This window comes from Colwellia psychrerythraea (assembly GCF_000764225.1).
In the GTDB taxonomy this organism is placed as follows: Bacteria; Pseudomonadota; Gammaproteobacteria; order Enterobacterales; family Alteromonadaceae; genus Colwellia; species Colwellia psychrerythraea_D.
Window position 1 is genome coordinate 18,443 of the sequence record NZ_JQED01000042.1, and the last position, 18,804, is coordinate 37,246.

Below are 18,804 nucleotides of genomic sequence, written 5' to 3' on the forward strand. Positions count from 1 at the left end.
AAAATTATTCAATTGGAAGAAAAAGTGAAAATATTAACAGTATTTGGAACCCGTCCAGAAGCTATCAAAATGGCCCCGTTAGTTCATGCATTAGCAAGTGATGACCGTTTTGACTCAAAAGTATGTGTAACAGCACAACACAGGGAAATGTTAGATCAAGTATTGGAGTTATTTGAAATAACACCTGAGTATGATTTAGATTTAATGAAAGCTGGTCAAACCTTACCTGAAATCACTAGCCGTATAATCCTTGAGCTGACACCAGTTTTGAAAGAGTTTAAACCAGATGTCGTATTAGTACATGGTGATACAGCAACAACATTTGCTGCAAGTTTAGCCGCTTATTACGAACAAATTGCAGTCGGTCATGTTGAAGCCGGCCTTAGAACTGGCAATATTTATTCTCCTTGGCCTGAAGAAGGTAATAGAAAGCTGACTGGAGCATTAACGAAGTTTCACTTCGCACCTACAGAAACGTCGCAACAAAACTTATTAAATGAAAGCTACCCAGAAACGGCTATTTATATTACGGGTAATACAGTGATTGATGCTTTACTACTCGTTAAACGTCAAATTGAAAGTGATAGTGACTTAAGTGCTACCTTAACAGCACAATTCCCAATGTTAGATGAAGCTAAAAAACTCATTTTAGTAACCGGTCATCGCCGTGAAAGCTTTGGCGGTGGTTTTGAACGTATTTGCGAAGCATTAGCCATTACAGCGAAAGCACACCCAGATTGCCAGATTTTGTATCCAGTTCACTTGAACCCTAACGTACAAGAACCGGTCAACCGTATTCTGAAAGATGTGAATAACGTTCACTTAATCGAACCTCAGCAATACTTGCCCTTTGTATTCTTAATGAACAGAGCACACATCATTTTAACTGACTCAGGTGGTATTCAAGAAGAAGCCCCTAGTTTAGGAAAGCCAGTACTGGTTATGCGCGATACCACAGAACGGCCTGAGGCTGTTGCTTCAGGAACGGTTAAATTGGTTGGTACAGATGTGATTAAAATTACTACAGAGCTAGACAAGTTGTTGACAGATGATGATGCTTATAATGCCATGAGTTTTGCTCATAACCCATACGGTGATGGCAAAGCATGTCAGCGTATTTGTGATATTTTAGCGAAGTAAACGCTATTAAACATAAAACAGAATGATAATTATTGTAGGCGAGAGTTTATTCGCGCTCTGTAGATAGTTAATTACAAGTAATAAAATTAATTGGATATAAATAAAGTGTCTTTTAAAACGATCTCAGTAGTAGGCCTTGGCTATATTGGCCTGCCAACAGCAGCCATGTTTGCATCACGTAAAATCAAAGTAATTGGTGTCGATATAAATCAACATGCGGTTGATACTATCAATCGCGGTGAAATACATATTGTTGAACCTGAACTAGATATGTTAGTTCATGCTGCAGTGACTGAAGGCTATTTAAAAGCAACAACAATACCAGAAGAGGCTGATGCATTTTTAATTGCAGTACCTACCCCTTTCAAACCTTGCGCAACTGATGATATTCCAGAGCCTAACTTAGCATATATTGAGTCAGCAGCTATAGCTATAGCACCAATATTGAAGAAAGGTGACTTGGTTATACTTGAGTCAACATCACCAGTTGGGGCAACAGAACAGATGGCTGAATGGCTTGCTGAAGCTAGAAGTGACTTAAGTTTTCCACAGCAAGTAGGGGAAGTTGCCGATGTGAACGTTGCTCATTGCCCAGAGCGTGTTCTTCCTGGGCATGTTGTTCGTGAGTTAGTTGAAAACGACCGCGTCATCGGAGGGATGACAGCCAAGTGTTCTGAACGTGCAATTGAGTTATATAAAACTTTTGTTGAAGGCGATTGTGTTACCACCAATGCTCGCACTGCTGAAATGGCAAAACTTACTGAGAACTCTTGCCGTGATGTACAAATTGCATTTGCAAATGAACTATCAATTATTTGTGACAAACTAGATATTGATGTCTGGGAGCTGATCTCTTTAGCTAACCGTCACCCACGTATTAATATTCTACAACCAGGTCCTGGTGTTGGTGGACATTGTATTGCCGTTGACCCTTGGTTTATTATTAGTAAAACTCCAGAGCAGGCACAACTTATTCATACGGCACGCAAGGTTAATGATTATAAACCTGAGTGGGTTATTAACAAGGTAAAGGTTGCCATTTCTGATTTTTTACAAGCGAATCCACATAAAACAGTTAAAGAAGTTACTGTTGCTTGTTATGGTTTGGCATTCAAGCCTAATATTGATGACTTACGTGAAAGCCCTGCATTTAATATTTACAATGAAATTGTTGAGTTTCACTCCGGGGGGGTAATAGCTGTAGAGCCTAATATCGAATTTTTGCAAAAAGAAAACTTACAATTAGTTACTTTAGACAATGCTCTAATAACAGCAGATCTCCATGTATTACTAGTGGACCATAAAGAATTCTATATTAAGAAGCCAAGTTCCAATTTTGTTATCGATTGCAAAGGGATTTGGTTGTGAAATTTGTTAATGGCTTGATATTAAAAGCATGAACTTTAAAGACTTAATTTCTTCAAATCAATTGTATGCTTTGCTTGCTAAAGGAATTGAAGGGCTGAAGATAATCGCAATAAATGCCTTTGTCGCAAGGTATTACGGTCCTGAATTATTTGGTAAATATACTTTTATTATTAGTATACTTTCCGTGATTGCAATTGTTGCAGAATTTAGGTTGCAAAGTGTTTTAATTAAAGAGTACTCAAAAAGTGATTTTGAATTAAAGGTACTACTTGGTAGTGCTTTACTGGTAAACACATTCTTTGCTGTAGTTGGATTCGCTTTAGTTTATCTATATACGATCATTGAGAATGACCCTATTGTTGCTACTGGAATGTTAATTTATGGTTTAAGTTTTTTTTATAAAATTCCACGGCTACTTAGAGGGTTCTTCATTTCAATTGAAAGAAATGTAATTATTGCCAAATGTGAAATAATCTCGTCTTTTCTGACTATCTCTTTGTTATATTTTTTTATTTATAATGAATTCACAATAGAATACATTCTTTTGGGAAGGTCGTTAGATTTTTTATTCATTTCACTACTATTTATTATTTGCTTTTATACTTATCGTCAAAATGAATTTAAGATTGACACTAGTTTAAAAGTATCAAAATATCTGATTATAAAGTCAGCACCGTTAGTTTTGTCAGGTGCAGCAATGCTCTTATTCCAAAGAGTTGATATCATTTTAATTCGAGAGTATATGGGAGACTATCAAGCTGGCCTATATGGAAGTGCTGCTAATATTATGACTTTATTTTCACTCGTACCACTTGTTTTGTCGGAGTCCTTAGCACCAAAAATCTTTAAAGAGATAGGGGCTGAATCTTTTGATGAAATGCGATTTAAGTTTAGCTTTATAGTTATTTCCGTAGGAGGGGGCTTGTCATTACTAATGTGCTTGTTTTCTTACCCTCTAATTTATCTGTTTTATGGTGAAAGCTATTTGAGTTCATGGTCTACATTGTTAGTTTTGTCTCTTAGTCCACTATTGATCGCTTTAGGAAGTGTGGCGGGTCAATTAATTGTTGCAGATAATTCGCAAAATTTAGCTTACATAAAGAGTATTATAGGTTGTTTCGCAACCATCATTTCAAATTTAATACTCATACCTGTCATAGGACTTATGGGAGCTGCCATTTCAACTCTAATAGGTCTAATTATTGCAAATTTTTTAGCTCATTATTTTATACCTAGATATCGGAATATATTTTTTATTCAATGTCGAAGCTTGAAAGCTTTCTTTATTCCTTTATCTAAAAATCGTGTATTTAGCTCAAACACCAAGTGTTAGGCAGAGGTTATGTTTAAAAAAAATTATAATTTAGAAAAATTAAATACGTTCAAGATCCCAAGTAAAGCAAAAAATTATTTTTGCTTTACTGAGGAAAGTGAATTGGATCAATATGCCAAAACGGCATTTGATGAGGCTCATCCTTGGTTTGTTCTTGGAGGAGGAAGCAATGTACTATTTTCAGCCGATTTTGATGGTGTAGTTATTCACCCTATTAAATCAAATGTTGAAGTATTAAGTAACGATAAAAAGAAAGTAACAGTTAGAGCTTATTCAGGGCTTGAATGGGATGTTTTTGTTGGCATATGTGTCGACAATGGCTGGCAAGGTATAGAAAACTTGACTTTAATTCCCGGCAATGTGGGAGCATGTCCTGTTCAGAATATTGGAGCCTACGGTACTGAAGTTTGTGAGTATATTGACGCAGTGAACTGTTATGACTTGAAGGAGAAATGTTTGCTCCGTTTTGAAAATGAGGAATGTGAATTTACATATAGAGATAGTTTGTTTAAACGACGTCCAGAGTTGATTGTACTTTCTGTTGATTTCAAACTTTTTTCAACGCCGTTTAATGCCTTATTTAGCGATGGTAAGTTTAAAGGGAGCTTAAAAGCTCTTCCTCAGTTAGCAAGAAGTATTCAACTCTCTTTTAAATCTATAAAGATCGGCCCCAAGACGAAATGGAAGTTGAAGATGAATTTTCAATATGTAAGAGAATTTCTTTCATTGAACATTATTCCTCCTGCCTTAAAAAGGAGGCTTGTTAGAATAATTAGAACGAAGACGATGCCAGATCCAAAGAAAATTGGAAATGTAGGTTGTTTTTTTAAAAGTCCAATTGTTGATTTAGAAAAGTTCAACAGTATAAGAGCAATTGACTCTGGCGTCGGTTTTTATCCATTTAAAAATGGTAAGGTGAAAGTTTCAGCGGGCGATTTAATCAAATCGTGCAAATGGAATGGTAAAAGAGTGGGAGAAGTAAGTGTAGAAGCGAATCGTCCTTTAATAGTGTTGAACCATGGTGGTGCTACAGGGGCAGAAATACGAGAGTTTTCAGAAAATATTCAAACAGATGTATATAAAAAGTTTAGCGTTACCCTAGAGCCCGAAGTTGTAATTACAGGATGAGAGAAATGAAAAAAGTATACACGGTTACTTTTCAACGAGTATTAAATTATGGTGCGGTTCTACAGGCTTATGCTTTAATGAAGTTCCTTAAATCACATGATTATGATGTGGAAGTATTAGACTATGCGCCTTCGTATTTCTTGTTGCAAACATACCGCCCAGCAAAGGGCTATCAAAAAACTATAGATAAATACAGAAAGTTTCATCAGTTCAAAAATTTCAGAAACAAATTTATGTCGCTAACACCAAAGGCTTATTTTTCACTAAATGCTTTAAAAAAACTACCGGCAGCTCATGCTGTTATTTGTGGTAGCGACCAAATATGGAACTTAAACTTAACCAACAAAAATTTTGATCCCACTTTTTTTCTAGATTTTGCAAAAGATGATACTAAGCGAGTTGCCTTTGCAGCCAGTGCTGGCAGTATTCGGTTGAATGACTCAGCAAGTAAAGTTAAGCCATTTCTTGAAGCGTTCGATTCTATTGGTACCAGAGAGTCTATCTTAGCTGAGGATGTGAAAGAAATAGCCCCAGATACGAACCCTGTTGTTGTTGTTGATCCATGTTTATTAATTAAAGATTACACGGAAGTTTTTGATGATACTCGCATACCGAAAGGTGAATTTATAGTTAGTTATGTAGTTGGATCGGGCGAAATGCTAGAGCGTTTTAATGACCGTATTAAAGAATTTAAAAAGTACTCTGATTTACCTGTTATTCATATAGGCGCAAAGGGTATAGATGCGGCAGACGTGAATATTTTAGATATAGGACCATCGGATTGGATTACATTTATCAAAAGAGCTAAGTATGTAGTGACAAACTCGTTTCATGGCACTGCCTTTTCTATCAACTTTGAGAAAAGTTTTATATTCGTAGCGCATATTGTAAGTAACTTAAATGCAAGGCAAACGACATTACTAACAAGTGTAGGGTTAATGGACAGAATGTTGAAAGATAATGAGGCCTTAACGACAAAAAAAATAAGTGATATTGACTACGCAAGGGTTACTCCAATATTGAATGAAGTTGTCACAAAGTCTCAACGTTTTTTAATAGAGTCGCTTAAATAAGTTGTAACCGATGATATTAAAACTAGATAAAGTAGCTCTTTTTATATATATATCTTTTGCGTTAGACTCAGCATTAAAAATCAATGCTGGTATTCAGCTTCATCTAGGCATAATGTCTATTTTGATGACAAATGGGCTTGTCTTTATGACAAGGCCAACATCAATCGTTTCACCACTGCTTAAAGATTATTTCTTTTTATTTTTTACCCTTTATTGCACTATCAATGGTGTCTTATTTGCTAATTCAGGTTTTGCTGGTTTATTAATATATTTACTCATTGCATGTAATGTTTTAGTGTTTTGTGCATACACCCTAGAACTCATCGATAAAAAGGCCTTTGAGTATTTTCAAATTGTAATGATTGTAACAGGCCTTGCTCAATATTTTGCATTTAAAATCTTTGGTTATCAGCTCAGTTTTATTGATGCGGAGCATTACCAAAAGGGCTCATCTGTATCTCATCGCCTACGAGGTTTTTTCATAGAACCGAATTGGTATGCTATAGCACTTACATTCAACACACTATTATTGATTGGGGATAAAGTGGAACTCTTTATCAAAGAGAAGCCTTGGATAACTTTCTTTACTGTTATTGTTTTTATTTTAAATGGCACTCTGGCGACTGTTGGTGCCCTGATAATAATATACTCTGTCCCATATTTAAAAAGATCACCTATAAAGGGGGTTTTAATATTATTTGTGTTGTTGTCGTTATTGGCTGCTGTTTTTAGCTTTAGAGAGGGTATCAGTCAAAAGCAAGCTGGAGCCTCAGCTTTAAATCATTCTTCTAGAGTAATACCATTTTTACGTGTGATTGAGTTTCAAGGAAAAGATAGTTTGACTAAAACTATTTTTGGTCAAGGTTTGGGAAGCTGGGGGACTCTTGCGGTGGAAAATCGGCTTTCGGTATTAGTATTTGAACCGAAAGTAGGTGCAAGGGACGGAAGTGAGGTTCCAGTTATCCTTTTCGAACTTGGTCTCTTTGGCTGCTTTATTATTATAATTGATTTAATAATCTCTTTCTTTAAGTGCCCTGCTAGGTTGTTTCATTTAAGGGGCGGAATCTTATTGTTTTTTATTTGTTTGGCATTATACCCAACGTTTAAGTTTTGGATGTATATGCCCTATTATTTTTATTTGAGGGCATCGATTCACGGTAATAGAGGCACTGAAGATGCAAATAGCACTGCATAATATTAATTAAAAGTTCATTAACCACTTTTTTGTTAATGATGAAAATAACCTTGCTCTAGATCTCAAAATATTTTCCATATTTTGAGATATCAAACTTTCTTTTTAGATAGTTATTATTCTAAATAGTGGGAGTGAGAATTATATTGAGTAAATATATTTATTACTGATTTTTATTAGGATACTAATAATTGATTTCTGCTGAAAGTTATCCAATAGAAAGTTTCAAAGTCTTTTTTTAGTTTTCAAACGTGAGAAAGATACAGGTTTTGATAATTCCAAAAATAGAGAGTTGCTTGATGAGCACAAAAAAGAGCTTTTATAACTTTAGTTATTTACATTTAATTAATGATTCTGACGTTTCTCGTGGTGGCGCTCAAAAAATTCTTAACTTACTAACGAATGATGATGTCGGTACGTTGACATTAAAGGACAGCCTTATAAAGTTTAAATTAGGTGTTTTGTTGTGGCAATTTTTTTTAGTGTTTTTTTGTAATCTTATTAACCGACCCAAGTGTGTGTTCATCCATAGTCGTTGTTATTTACCCTTTTCATGTGTTTTTAGGCTATTTGGTGTTGAAGTTGTATTTTATACACATGCTCATTATCGAAGTCATCGTTGGTTGTTTAAATATTTTAGATGTAATCATTATATAGCTGTATCTCAAGCTGTTGCGGTGAGTTTGAAAAAGCAAGGTGTTGAGTCTTCATTAATTAAAGTAATACCGAACCCTTATTTTGGTGAAGAGTATTACGAAATCATACACGATAATCTCAATTATAACTCTTTTGCTTCTGTAGGTAGCCTAAGAGCCTGGAAAGGCTTTAAAGAGGCGATAAATTTACTGGGGTTAATCTCAGTGAAATATGATAATAAGTTTGTATATAGTATTGTGGGTGAAGGTAGTGAAAGAAAGTCATTAAGCCTAGCGGCAGATTCTCACCCTAATATTGAATTAGTCTTAAGAGGATTTCAGGAGCACCCATTTGAAACACTTAGAGACAGCCCTTTTATTATTATTCCATCTTTAGAAGAAGGTTTTGGTTTAGTTGCGATTGAGTCAATCTTTCAGCATAAGATTGTTATATACTCTGATGTTCCCGCATTACGTGAAATTTGTGGCCAGGATCCATTATCATTTTCATTTAATATTAATTCACATGAATCTTTTGAAAAAGCAGTTAACAAAGCAAAAAGTTTTTCTGATTCCTTGAGTGATATTAAAGTTTTAATACAAAGGCAAGCTTACATCAAAAAACATTTTGGGCTTGCCGCATTTTATGCTAATCATAATAAGTTTTTAATTGAGGTCTGTAGCAGTGAGTTATACTAAGGAACAAATACAATTCATGGGGGTGAGCTTAGATACCTCATCAATGGAAAGTACTATATCAAGGATTGAATCTTCTATTTTCGCTCAGAATTTTATGCAACATTGTGTAGTTAATGTGGCAAAATTAGTTAATATGCAAAGAGATACTGAGTTAGCTAATTCGGTAAATTCATGCGATTTAATTAATATTGATGGTATGGGGGTAGTTTGGGGAGCTAGAAGCTGCGGCCATAGAGTACCAGAACGGGTTGCCGGTGTAGATTTGTTTCATCATTTACTTACAATGAGTGCTAGGTGTGAATTTCCAGTATTTTTGCTAGGTGCTACCGAAGATGTGGTAACTCAAACTGTTGAAGTGATTAAAACTCAAAATCCAGACCTTAAAATTGCAGGCTATCATCATGGCTATTTTTGGGATGATGAAAAAGCTGTAGTTGAAAAAATTCAAAAATCAGGCGCTAAGCTTTTATTTATAGCGATAACATCTCCGAAAAAAGAAAACTTCATAAATAAATGGCAAGATAGTCTCGGCGTTAATTTTGTCATGGGGGTTGGTGGCACTTTTGATGTTGTAGCAGGAAAGGTTAAACGAGCGCCAGTGTGGATGCAAAATTATGGTCTGGAGTGGTTATATCGAGTGATACAAGAACCTGGACGAATGTGGAAGAGGTATCTGATAACTAACTCAAAATTTGCATATTTACTTCTTAAAGAAAAACTTAAATTCAAAAAAATTGATTAGATTATTTTCAGTAAATTGAACTATTAAGCTTAACTAAGTGGATTTTCCAGTCTTAAGTAACCAATCTAGAGTCTAACATGACACAAAACGTACAAGGCATTTTGCAAAGTAACCAATCTTTCATTTCATTTATACAAAGAATATTTGATATGTTCTTTATAATATTCAGCTTATACATTGCTGTAGATAATGTAAGTTTAGGTTGGGGCTTACAGCAAAGTGCAATAGCTGCTGTCGCTGTAACTTTATTTACTTTTACCAGTAGTTTAGATAATTTATATATATCGTGGCGTGGTCTTTCTCTTTACAAGGAAATGAAGAAAGTAACATTTCACTGGGCAATTTCTGCCTGTGTGATTATTATATACGCCACATTCAATACATCACAGTTACCAATATCTGAAGCATTAATGTTAATGTGGTTAGGTACTACCTTTCTGCTGTTAATCAGTTATCGCATTACTTTACGGTTTATTTTATCAAGCTTACGTCGCAAAGGTTTTAATACTCGTACCTTTGTAATAGCAGGGGCTGGAGAGCTTGGTCAAAGCTTGGTTCAAAAGATTGGTTCCGACCAGTCGTTAGGTTTAGTTTTTCAAGGATTTTATGATGATAGAACTGTTGTTAGAGATAGTTCGCAAATAGCATTGGGTGGTGATTTAGAGCAATTGGTCAAAGATTGCAAGGCGGGATTAACAGACAGAGTCTACATAACATTACCAATGCGAGCTGATAAGCGAATAAAATGGTTGATGAAAGAACTAGCGGATTGTACTGCTTCTGTTTACTTAGTTCCTGATATTTTTATTTTTGAACTTTTACACTCTAGAAGTGATGTTATTTCTGGTATACCAACTATCAGTATTTATGATTCACCGCTTGATGGAAGTAATTCGGTAATCAAGCGTATCGAAGATATAGTGTTATCAAGTATTATTTTACTGTTAATTATGCCTGTACTTATTGCAATTAGCATTGCTGTGAAAGTTACTTCTCCAGGCCCAGTGATCTTTAAACAAATTCGTTATGGTATTGATGGGAAGTCAATCAAAGTGTGGAAATTTCGCTCTATGACTGTAATGGAAAATGGCGGTAAAGTTACTCAGGCTAAAAAGAATGATGCTCGTTTAACCTTAATTGGGGGCTTTATTCGTTCAACATCATTAGATGAGTTACCGCAGTTTTTAAATGTATTACAAGGACGCATGTCAATAGTTGGACCTCGACCTCATGCCGTCGCACATAATGAAGAATATCGAACTATTATTAATGGGTACATGCTACGCCATAAAGTTAAGCCTGGTATTACCGGTTGGGCACAAGTAAACGGTTGGCGAGGCGAAACAGATACTTTAAATAAAATGGAAAAACGAATAGAGTATGATCTTGATTATATTCGTAATTGGTCCCTTGGTTTTGATATTAAAATAATCATAGCTACTATTTTTAAAGGTTTTATTGATAAGAATGCTTACTAAACGGTTACTTATTGAGAACTTCTTGAACTAAAGCCAGTTAGCATAGTGACGAATATGTCACAATGCTAACTGGTGGTTACTATTTATCTTTTTGATTAATAGTTTGCACAAAAGCTCCTTTTAATCTTCTTGCATTATTATAAATATATGCTTCACCTAAGCGGTCGAGGTTATAGTAAAAATTATCAAGGTTATAGAACAATCGGGCTGAATCGCCTGTTCCTGGAGTCAATATATTTTTATTAGTTCCAACCAATGTATTAATCGTATAATTCCATTTAGGTATCCCTCTTACTTGAACATACTTGTTGCTATGGTCTTTGCGTGGTGTAAGTGGAATTGAAAAGCCGAGTCCAATAAACTCATTAGCTTCTTGATTATCAACTTTAGTATTTTTATAGTTAAGATTGATTGTTACATCGCCAAACATTCGCTCTAGCTTGACAACAACCCCTTTATCTTGCTGCCAGTATTGACCGACCTTTATTTCTGCTGAAGCGTCGAATTTTGCTGAGTAATAACGGTACATCGCCATCATTACTTCTCTTTTAGCTTCTTCTTTTGGCGGCCAGCAGGCTGGAAATAGAATATTACAGCCTTGGTATGGTTTTCTTTCGGCAACTTCTTGGTTTTCATACTTAGCCGTTAACAAGTTAATTCGGTGGCTGCCATCGCCATTTTGCCAGCGAACTTCATTAGCTAAGAAATTATAGCTTTCACGATATCTTCCAGCAAAAGTCATGTTCTTAATGTTATAAGGCAGTGAAAAGGTTTGGTGTAAGCTATATTCTTGTAATCCGGTTTTTTGCTTCCAATCGCCAAAGTAGCGGCCGTCTTTAAAGTCTTCGGTTTCAGCTAGATGTGTCATATGAACGGCAGAAAGTGCACCACCAGGCCACAATGGTAGTTCGAGATGGCTGACCAAGGCTAAAGATACATCATACATACCATATTCAGTTCCCACAGCAGAAACTAACGATGGCCAAAAAGTAAAGCGCGGTTTTAACCAAGAATCATTGGCGTTGTTTTTATCTGCTAATTGCACTTTTTGCTGCGAGGAAAATGTGTCGGTTGAAATCTTAATTTTTAATGGTTGTTGTTCATATAAGAACTCTCGGTAATCAGCCAATGAGCCAGTAACCTCTAGAATTGGCACTTCGCGCTCTTTAATTACTAGCATAAAATTACTGTATTCTGTATCTAAACCCGTACTGATAAATCCGAGCGCTACACCTAGCCCATCAATCTGGTTACGGTTGTAGATATGATTTTCTAACTCTATATAGGCGGTATTATTGTCAGTTCTACCTACTCTTATTGATTCAAATCCTTCTTTAATTAGTCTGTTTTTTACTTTTTCTAGGCTGCCTGTACTATCAATATGGTTCTGACCCCAATTATGAGTTGAATTGGTATACTCCTTTTGCTGTTTGGTGGATTTAGTCGCTGGTGACTCTAGTGGCATCGATAATCCAACACCATAGTAAAACTCTCCATCCACCTCATCAGTTGAGCTTAAAGCTAATACGTTAGCTGTTAATTTAGTACCATTACTAAACCAGCTACGTGGTGATGAAAGATGTAGTCCGAGGTTAGTATCAGAAGCGTCATATTCTACTGATACTTTGGCCCAGTCATATGCTTGCCATGAAATGCTGCCAAATATGCCATCAAGCCTTCCTAGCTCTGAGTCGCTCTGACCTAAACCAACTGATAAGTTAATATTTTCGAATAGATCTTTCGAAGCGACTGCATATTTTGCATCATAAAAACTTGCTGGGCTTGCTCCGCCTACATCTTGAACACCTAAGGCAAGGGTAAACCAATCCTTAGGTATAAAAGGTACGCCAATTTTTATGTTAGCAGAAAGATCGGAGCTTTCATTCAAGCTGGTATAATATGCTGAATTTCGTCCGGAGATTTCGACGAAATCCCATAATCCAATACCAAAATGAAAGTTGGCAGTTTCTCGATAAGCACCTCTTGTTTCTGAATGGTTACTGTATTGAAAATGAAACTCTCCGGAATCGAACAGCTCAGCCGTTGGAGTATTAATAAGGCCACTATAACCTTGAAATGAAGTTGATACTTCTTGTTTAGCCGTAGCTAAGGCTGGCAACATGAAAATTAATGTAATTAACCTGCGCTTCATTTGAGTTTAATCCTCTTAAAATATTGCAATAAAAAACCCGCCATGAGGCGGGTTTTATCAAATAGATAACTAATTAGCTACCAGTACCACCAGTTCCACCAGTACCACCAGTACCACCAGTACCTATAATGATGTCACCAACAGTATCGCCAAGGGCATCTTCATCAACTTCAGTAGGAACGTCTGTCACTGGAATATCATCACCACCTGTTTCAGCTACTACTTCAGCTGCAATCATATCAACTTCATCTGCAATTTGTGCTTGTGTTGCATTAACTGTTGCAAGTGCAGCTGCAGAATCACCAGTGCCTAAGTCAGCATCAGGGTCAGCTAATAATGTAGCAGTAACAACTTCAACGGCATCAAGGTAACTAACAATTTCGTCAGCTAGCGATGAACCATCAGCAACGTCTAAGCTTGTTAAAGATGCATTAATAAGGGTTAATGTTGCAGCAATTGAGTCTGTTGTAGAAACAGTGTCTGCTTTTGAAGCATCAACAATGTCGATAGCAAAAATATTTGATTCTGAAAGATCTACACCTAATATAGCACCAACTATTTCAGAGGCATCTTCTTGAAGCGTTAAAAAGCTTTCTGCAGTAACATTGCCTAAATCTAGAGCTGAACCTTCAAGAGCGGCTGAGGCTAAGATAGAATCTGTTGCCATTGTAGTTAATGAGTTCACATCAGCGTCAATTGCTTCGCCATCTGAATAAGAGATGGTTGATAAAGATAAGCCTGTTAGTTCTTCATTTGGTATTGTATCACCATATGACAGTGTTCCACAGGCTGTAGCATCACAGATCATGGTTGTATCTTCGTCTGCAACTACTTCAATTAAGAATGCACCCGTAATAGCAGCGCCTGAATCATCAATAACCTGTACGGTATAATCGCCGTTTGCATCAGTTTGTGTAGTGGCAAGCACTGTCGCTTTAGCAGTATCGTTTGCAGCGTATACATTAACAGTTGCTGAAGCTAAAGCCCCTTTAATAGCTCCACCAGCTATATCCATTGTTGTTGGCGTTGGATCATTATTATCATTATTACAAGCGGTTAAAGCCAAAGCTATACTAACAGCAAGCGTAGTCTGAATTGCTTTTTTCATTCTTAATTACCTTATATATTAACTGAGTGATTGAAAGCCTTACTAAAATCCCTTTTTTCACATGGATAAATGAATTTTGTCGCATGATGATACCGATTTGTAATCATTTGCACAATGGTAAGCTTTATACTTTAGTCATTAATAATCAAATTATTATCTTTATTTAACAATCAATCCTGAATTAGCTCAGGCAGCTGTTTTTTTAATCAAAATATTCCGTTCAAAAGAGGCTTATGGTCGGTTTATCAATTATTGCTAAAGTACCTGCATTTTAGGTGAAATATAGTTGCGAATGCTTTAGACTCATCACCATAATAAATTGATAATCTTAAATTAAGGAAGAAGATGTCAAAGAAAATTACAAAGGCAGTAATTCCTGTCGCAGGACTTGGTACAAGGATGCTCCCAGCAACAAAAGCTATTCCAAAAGAAATGCTACCTATTGTAGATAAGCCTATGATTCAATACATAGTCGATGAATGTGTGGCTGCTGGTATCAATGAGATAGTATTGGTAACTCACTCCTCTAAGAACGCAATTGAAAACCATTTTGATAAGTCGTTTGAATTAGAAACTACTTTAGAGAATAGGGTAAAACGTCAATTATTAGATGAAATTCAAGCAATTTGCCCGAAAGGGGTAACTATTATGCATGTTCGTCAAGGCGAGGCAAAGGGTCTAGGCCATGCGGTATTAAAAGCTCGTCCAATTATTGGTGACTCGCCTTTTGTCGTAGTTTTACCGGATGTTATTTTAGATGAAGCTTCAGCAGATTTAAAAACTGAGAATTTAGCGAGTATGCTTGAGCGCTATAACGAGGTCGGCTATAGCCAAATTATGGTTGAGCCCGTGCCAATGGAAATGGTAAGTAGTTATGGTGTTGCTGATTGCGGTGGGCATAAATTTGCTGCAGGAGAGTCTAAAGCCATGACTGCGGTTGTGGAAAAGCCTCCGGTTGATGAAGCTCCTTCAAACCTTGCTGTTGTTGGCCGTTATGTTTTATCAGAAAAAATCTGGGATATGTTGGAGTTTACGCCTCCAGGTGCAGGTGATGAAATTCAACTGACAGATGCTATCGCGAGCTTAATGAAGTTAGAAACTGTTGAAGCATTTCATATGACAGGAAAATCACATGACTGTGGCTCTAAGTTAGGCTATATGAAAGCTAATGTAGAATATGGTTTACGTCATGCGAGTTTGAATGGTGACTTTAAAGCTTACTTACAGGAAATTGTCGCTAATTTTTAGTTGTTATTAGTCATTAAGAGTCGTATTAGCTTCGCTTCTCTTTTTAAATTATTCCGGTAAAGGCACAGACATTGCCGGAATGATTTAACGTCTTAAAACTGTTTATCAATTCTTACATTGCCGTTGGCAAGATAAACCATTCTCACCGCATCTTGGTGATGAAAGACCATTTGTGGATCATAATCTTGAATGACCATATATTGTTGGCATTGTTGTTCAGCGCAGTCTACTTCTATCATTAATTCGACTAGGTGAATAACGACAGTTCTATCTTGGCTACGGTTATTGGCAACGGCCCCACCAATAACAGCGCCTAAAACAGTGGCTATGTCACGCCCACTGCCACCACCAAATTGATTACCAATGGCACCACCAATTAATGCGCCACCAAAGGTTTTCCAGCCACTATTTTTATCTTGAATCAATTCTTCTTGGCTTACGTTTCTAGCAGAAATCACTGTGCCAAACAGCACCTGTTCTACAGGTACCGCTTTGTTTCTGTCATAGTCAGCACTGGCTACATTACAAAAGAAGAATGTCAGTAGGGTTAAGCTTGTTAACATTAGTGTTTTCATTGTGATTCTACCTTTTTCTTTATGTTAAGCCTTATGCCGTTCTTACCAGCTAACGAATTCTTTGCCTTTTGTTTTACGGATTTCGGTTTCATCAGCCCATTCGACTAGACCACTTTCTAAATCCATTAAACGTAAGGTGAATTTGTAATATACGTCAGACTGATCTTTATTAGACTTAACTATGCTCGCTAAGTTGCCATAAAGCATGTATTGTGCACCAACTTGCTTACCAAACTGCATGGCTTTGTTTGGATCAACCATACCGCTGCTTTGTTGATAATCAAGCTGCTTACGTGCTGCAGCTACTCGGCCCATGTCTACAAACCTGAACTTACCAGAACGAAGTAATTTGGTGGAAATCGAGTCGGTAATTGATTCAGTATCAATGTGCTCACTGGTTTTATTTTTAATACTTTCTACAAACATGATAGGGCGTGAGTTTGCTGTCAGAGTTCCAACGACAGGAGACACTAATAGTGAGTCAGTCATATCGCCAGCCACCTTTTGCAGGTCAGTTGAGCCAAAACTAATGTCGGTCGTTTCAACTTCAGTCGCATCGCCATAGCGTACTACAGATTTATTGGTACAGCCTGCGATTAACGTCAGTGTTAATGCAACACTGGTGATCATAATAAGTTTTTTCATTGGTTTTTCCTTTAACTATTTTGAATAAGTAAATATGCTTTATTGGTTAAGTGCTAATGTTTATGCTCTAAAATTTAAAGAATTTTTCTGGCACTTCTCGAACATAGAGACTAAAGGTTGCAACTTTATTTGTTGGCGCTAACCCCGGAACTGTCTCGGTTTGCATGCCATGTAAGTCAAGAGGTTTCCAAGGGGCCTTACCCGCTTCAATGACAAAGCCATCTTTATCAAACCAAGTAAATTGATATTGCAGCTTTAGTGTTTTTTCATAGGTACTGGTAAGTGATAAATTAATTTCTAGCAGATCATTATTGGTTCGAGATCTAATATCACTTATGTGCAGCTTCTCGCCTAACTCTGGGTTATGTACTTGTAGGTGTTTACTGAATTTTTGTCCAGGGGCTATTTGATCGCTACCCATGCCTGAAGTGACAGGAGGAATATTTTTACAGCCACTGATTAATAACGTTGTTGTTAACGCTGCAATTAACAGCGCAGAAGGTTTAGTGGTGATAGCTGTATTCAATTTCATAATTTTCATTTTTAGTACTCCATGTTTAACAGGGCGCTAGGCTCAATTAATTATAATTGATAGCTTAGGTAGTCTTCTTTGTGCCATTTAAAGATTCATACTCTGGTAATTAGTATAACTGCCTATTGAGGTTAGTTTTACTAAGGTTTGCCTGTCTTCGTTAATGTCAACCGTGATGGTACGGTTAGTGCCGTTAATGCTCAAATCAACTTCGTGTTGGCCAGGTGCTAAATCAAGTCGCAGTATATGAATGCTATCAGGAAGTGTGCTCCAACTTCGAGTATCTGCTTTTTCAGAGGCGATGTTGTAAAGCCCTGCTAAAATATTACCGACATCACCACCTTTGCGACTCATTTGTTGTCTCAGCTCTTCTTTAGCAACAAGTCGAACAACTTGTCTTGTAACAATCGCGGGCATCTCATCTTGTAATTGTTTGGCAGCAAGAGATTGTAAGCGGACAATTTCTTGCGATTGATAGGTGTTGCCTTGATAGCTTAATGAAAGGCCTGAATATTGGCGTAAGCGATTTTGATAATTTGGTAAAGCTAAACTGTAAAAGCGCATATCGTTATGGCTGGTGAAAATAGGCAGGTGGATGGATACTTCCTGTTTACCTGGAATAATGCCTTGTTCAACCAAAACAACAAGTTGCCCATGTTTAGTCGAATTTTGTTGTTCACTAGTATTTTGGCGTGTGCCTTGGGTAATATCGCTCGAAAAACGGTTACCAAATAATTGAATGTCATTGCTCATGCCAAGCTTGGTTGCCAAACGCCAGACATCTCGCTGTACGGTTATGTTATGAGGATATATTTCTAATGCTTTTTTATAATCAATGTAGGCATCATTGGCTTGCCCAGCAGCTTCATATAGTACGCCAGATAAGTAAAAGGTATAAGCATTTTGAAAACCATTTTTTACTTCGCCAATAGCGTTACTCATTGATGGATATCTACTTGCTAAACTTTCTGAGCTGACACCTTTTTTTGTCATTTCCTCTTGAGTTTCATAAAGTGCTTTTTGATTGGCTTGTAAAGCTTTTTGCTGAACTAAATTCGCGCGTCGAATCTCAACTAAGGCGCCCGAGAGATCGTTTTGGTTTAAATAATTAAGTGCTTGGTAACAATGCAGCATACTTTGTTCGTAATAGTGAATGTCGTATCGGATAGCGTTATCGTTACTCACGACGGCTTGAACATTTTCGATGCCACGGCTTAGCTGAATTTTAGCTGCTTGCTCAGCTTGTTGAACTTGTCGGTAAACCAGGGCAAAGTCTTGCTGACTTTCGGTATGATTATTGGCGAGAAACTCTAAACGGGCTTTTTCTAATAAGCTTAATCCATAACTACCATTGCTTTTACTACGCTCTGGCAACAATGAAACGGCTTGTTGAAAGTTGCCTTGTTGTTGGGCATTTTTTACCCCTTGCATTTGTTGACTGTAGTTACTAAATAAATCACCAAATGAAGTGCCAGCACAAGCACTTAGCGTTAGTGAAAGTAATATGATTGTTGCAATTTTGGCAGGAATATTTAGCATGTTGGTAGCTTATCTTGTTAGCAGCATATAGCAAGAAAATAGCTGTATAAAAAGTGTAAGTTTATGCAACTATATGAAATACATCTTGGTGATCTAGAATAATGGATTCTTATTAGAATGCGATATACTTGAGATAAGCTTTATTCGATTAAAACACCGAATGTTGATGTCATAACAAACAGGTTGTAAATAAGATTAGCTATATTGGCTAAATAAG

At 36.6% G+C, this 18,804-nt stretch carries 16 protein-coding genes; 10 read left to right on the forward strand and 6 right to left on the reverse strand.

The features are described 5' to 3' along the window. The first annotated feature begins 24 nt into the window (after positions 1 to 24). The 9 genes from wecB (at position 25) to ND2E_RS06645 (ending at position 10,788) form a co-directional block, all read left to right on the forward strand. Positions 25 to 1,140: a non-hydrolyzing UDP-N-acetylglucosamine 2-epimerase gene (wecB, locus tag ND2E_RS06685; RefSeq protein ID WP_033094723.1), complete on the forward strand. Its 1,116-nt coding sequence runs from the start codon at positions 25 to 27 to the stop codon at positions 1,138 to 1,140. Between the two features lie 105 nt (positions 1,141 to 1,245). Further along, a complete protein-coding gene (wecC, locus tag ND2E_RS06680; RefSeq protein WP_033094724.1) occupies positions 1,246 to 2,508 on the forward strand; it encodes a UDP-N-acetyl-D-mannosamine dehydrogenase in 1,263 nt (420 codons plus the stop codon). Between the two features lie 28 nt (positions 2,509 to 2,536). Then, positions 2,537 to 3,841, forward strand: a complete 1,305-nt coding sequence (locus ND2E_RS06675; RefSeq protein ID WP_033094725.1) for an oligosaccharide flippase family protein — start codon at positions 2,537 to 2,539, stop codon at positions 3,839 to 3,841. A 9-nt stretch (positions 3,842 to 3,850) separates the two neighbouring features. After that, the gene (locus tag ND2E_RS06670) at positions 3,851 to 4,969 is read left to right on the forward strand and encodes an FAD-binding protein (protein WP_052056740.1); all 1,119 of its coding nucleotides are present in this window, start codon (positions 3,851 to 3,853) and stop codon (positions 4,967 to 4,969) included. 5 nt (positions 4,970 to 4,974) lie between these two features. Beyond that, positions 4,975 to 6,042 carry a polysaccharide pyruvyl transferase family protein gene (locus ND2E_RS06665; protein ID WP_033094726.1) on the forward strand — a complete coding sequence of 356 codons (1,068 nt, stop codon included), beginning with the start codon at positions 4,975 to 4,977 and terminating at the stop codon, positions 6,040 to 6,042. A gap of 10 nt (positions 6,043 to 6,052) precedes the next feature. Then, positions 6,053 to 7,237 (forward strand): hypothetical protein, encoded by a 1,185-nt coding sequence (locus ND2E_RS06660; RefSeq protein ID WP_033094727.1) that lies wholly within the window; start codon positions 6,053 to 6,055, stop codon positions 7,235 to 7,237. Positions 7,238 to 7,533: 296 nt separating this feature from the next. Then, positions 7,534 to 8,568 (forward strand): glycosyltransferase, encoded by a 1,035-nt coding sequence (locus ND2E_RS06655; RefSeq protein WP_033094728.1) that lies wholly within the window; start codon positions 7,534 to 7,536, stop codon positions 8,566 to 8,568. Further along, a complete protein-coding gene (locus ND2E_RS06650) occupies positions 8,555 to 9,310 on the forward strand; it encodes a WecB/TagA/CpsF family glycosyltransferase (RefSeq protein ID WP_317628130.1) in 756 nt (251 codons plus the stop codon). Before ND2E_RS06655 ends, ND2E_RS06650 begins: the two co-directional genes overlap by 14 nt. Positions 9,311 to 9,387: 77 nt before the next feature. Further along, the gene (locus ND2E_RS06645; RefSeq protein WP_033094730.1) at positions 9,388 to 10,788 is read left to right on the forward strand and encodes an undecaprenyl-phosphate glucose phosphotransferase; all 1,401 of its coding nucleotides are present in this window, start codon (positions 9,388 to 9,390) and stop codon (positions 10,786 to 10,788) included. Positions 10,789 to 10,867: 79 nt separating this feature from the next. On the opposite strand, the gene ND2E_RS06640 is transcribed toward ND2E_RS06645, so the two are convergent. Together ND2E_RS06640 and ND2E_RS06635 are read right to left on the reverse strand one after the other, a co-directional pair. Next, positions 10,868 to 12,940: a YjbH domain-containing protein gene (locus ND2E_RS06640; RefSeq protein WP_033094731.1), complete on the reverse strand. Its 2,073-nt coding sequence runs from the start codon at positions 12,938 to 12,940 to the stop codon at positions 10,868 to 10,870. 73 nt (positions 12,941 to 13,013) lie between these two features. Then, entirely contained in the window at positions 13,014 to 14,048 is a 1,035-nt protein-coding gene (locus tag ND2E_RS06635; RefSeq protein ID WP_033094732.1) for a hypothetical protein, read from the reverse strand. A gap of 345 nt (positions 14,049 to 14,393) precedes the next feature. Here ND2E_RS06635 and galU point away from each other — a divergent pair, with 345 nt between their 5' ends. Further along, positions 14,394 to 15,296, forward strand: a complete 903-nt coding sequence (galU, locus tag ND2E_RS06630; protein ID WP_033094733.1) for a UTP--glucose-1-phosphate uridylyltransferase GalU — start codon at positions 14,394 to 14,396, stop codon at positions 15,294 to 15,296. A 92-nt stretch (positions 15,297 to 15,388) separates the two neighbouring features. Here galU and ND2E_RS06625 read toward each other — a convergent pair whose 3' ends face one another. From ND2E_RS06625 to ND2E_RS06610, 4 genes are all read right to left on the reverse strand, one after another. Further along, a complete protein-coding gene (locus ND2E_RS06625) occupies positions 15,389 to 15,871 on the reverse strand; it encodes an outer membrane lipoprotein (RefSeq protein WP_033094734.1) in 483 nt (160 codons plus the stop codon). Positions 15,872 to 15,913: 42 nt separating this feature from the next. Continuing rightward, a complete protein-coding gene (lpoB, locus tag ND2E_RS06620) occupies positions 15,914 to 16,516 on the reverse strand; it encodes a penicillin-binding protein activator LpoB (protein ID WP_033094735.1) in 603 nt (200 codons plus the stop codon). Between the two features lie 67 nt (positions 16,517 to 16,583). Further along, positions 16,584 to 17,057, reverse strand: a complete 474-nt coding sequence (locus ND2E_RS06615; protein ID WP_052056742.1) for a YcfL family protein — start codon at positions 17,055 to 17,057, stop codon at positions 16,584 to 16,586. Positions 17,058 to 17,135: 78 nt separating this feature from the next. Beyond that, the gene (locus tag ND2E_RS06610; protein ID WP_033094736.1) at positions 17,136 to 18,587 is read right to left on the reverse strand and encodes a COG3014 family protein; all 1,452 of its coding nucleotides are present in this window, start codon (positions 18,585 to 18,587) and stop codon (positions 17,136 to 17,138) included. Positions 18,588 to 18,804: the final 217 nt, after the last annotated feature.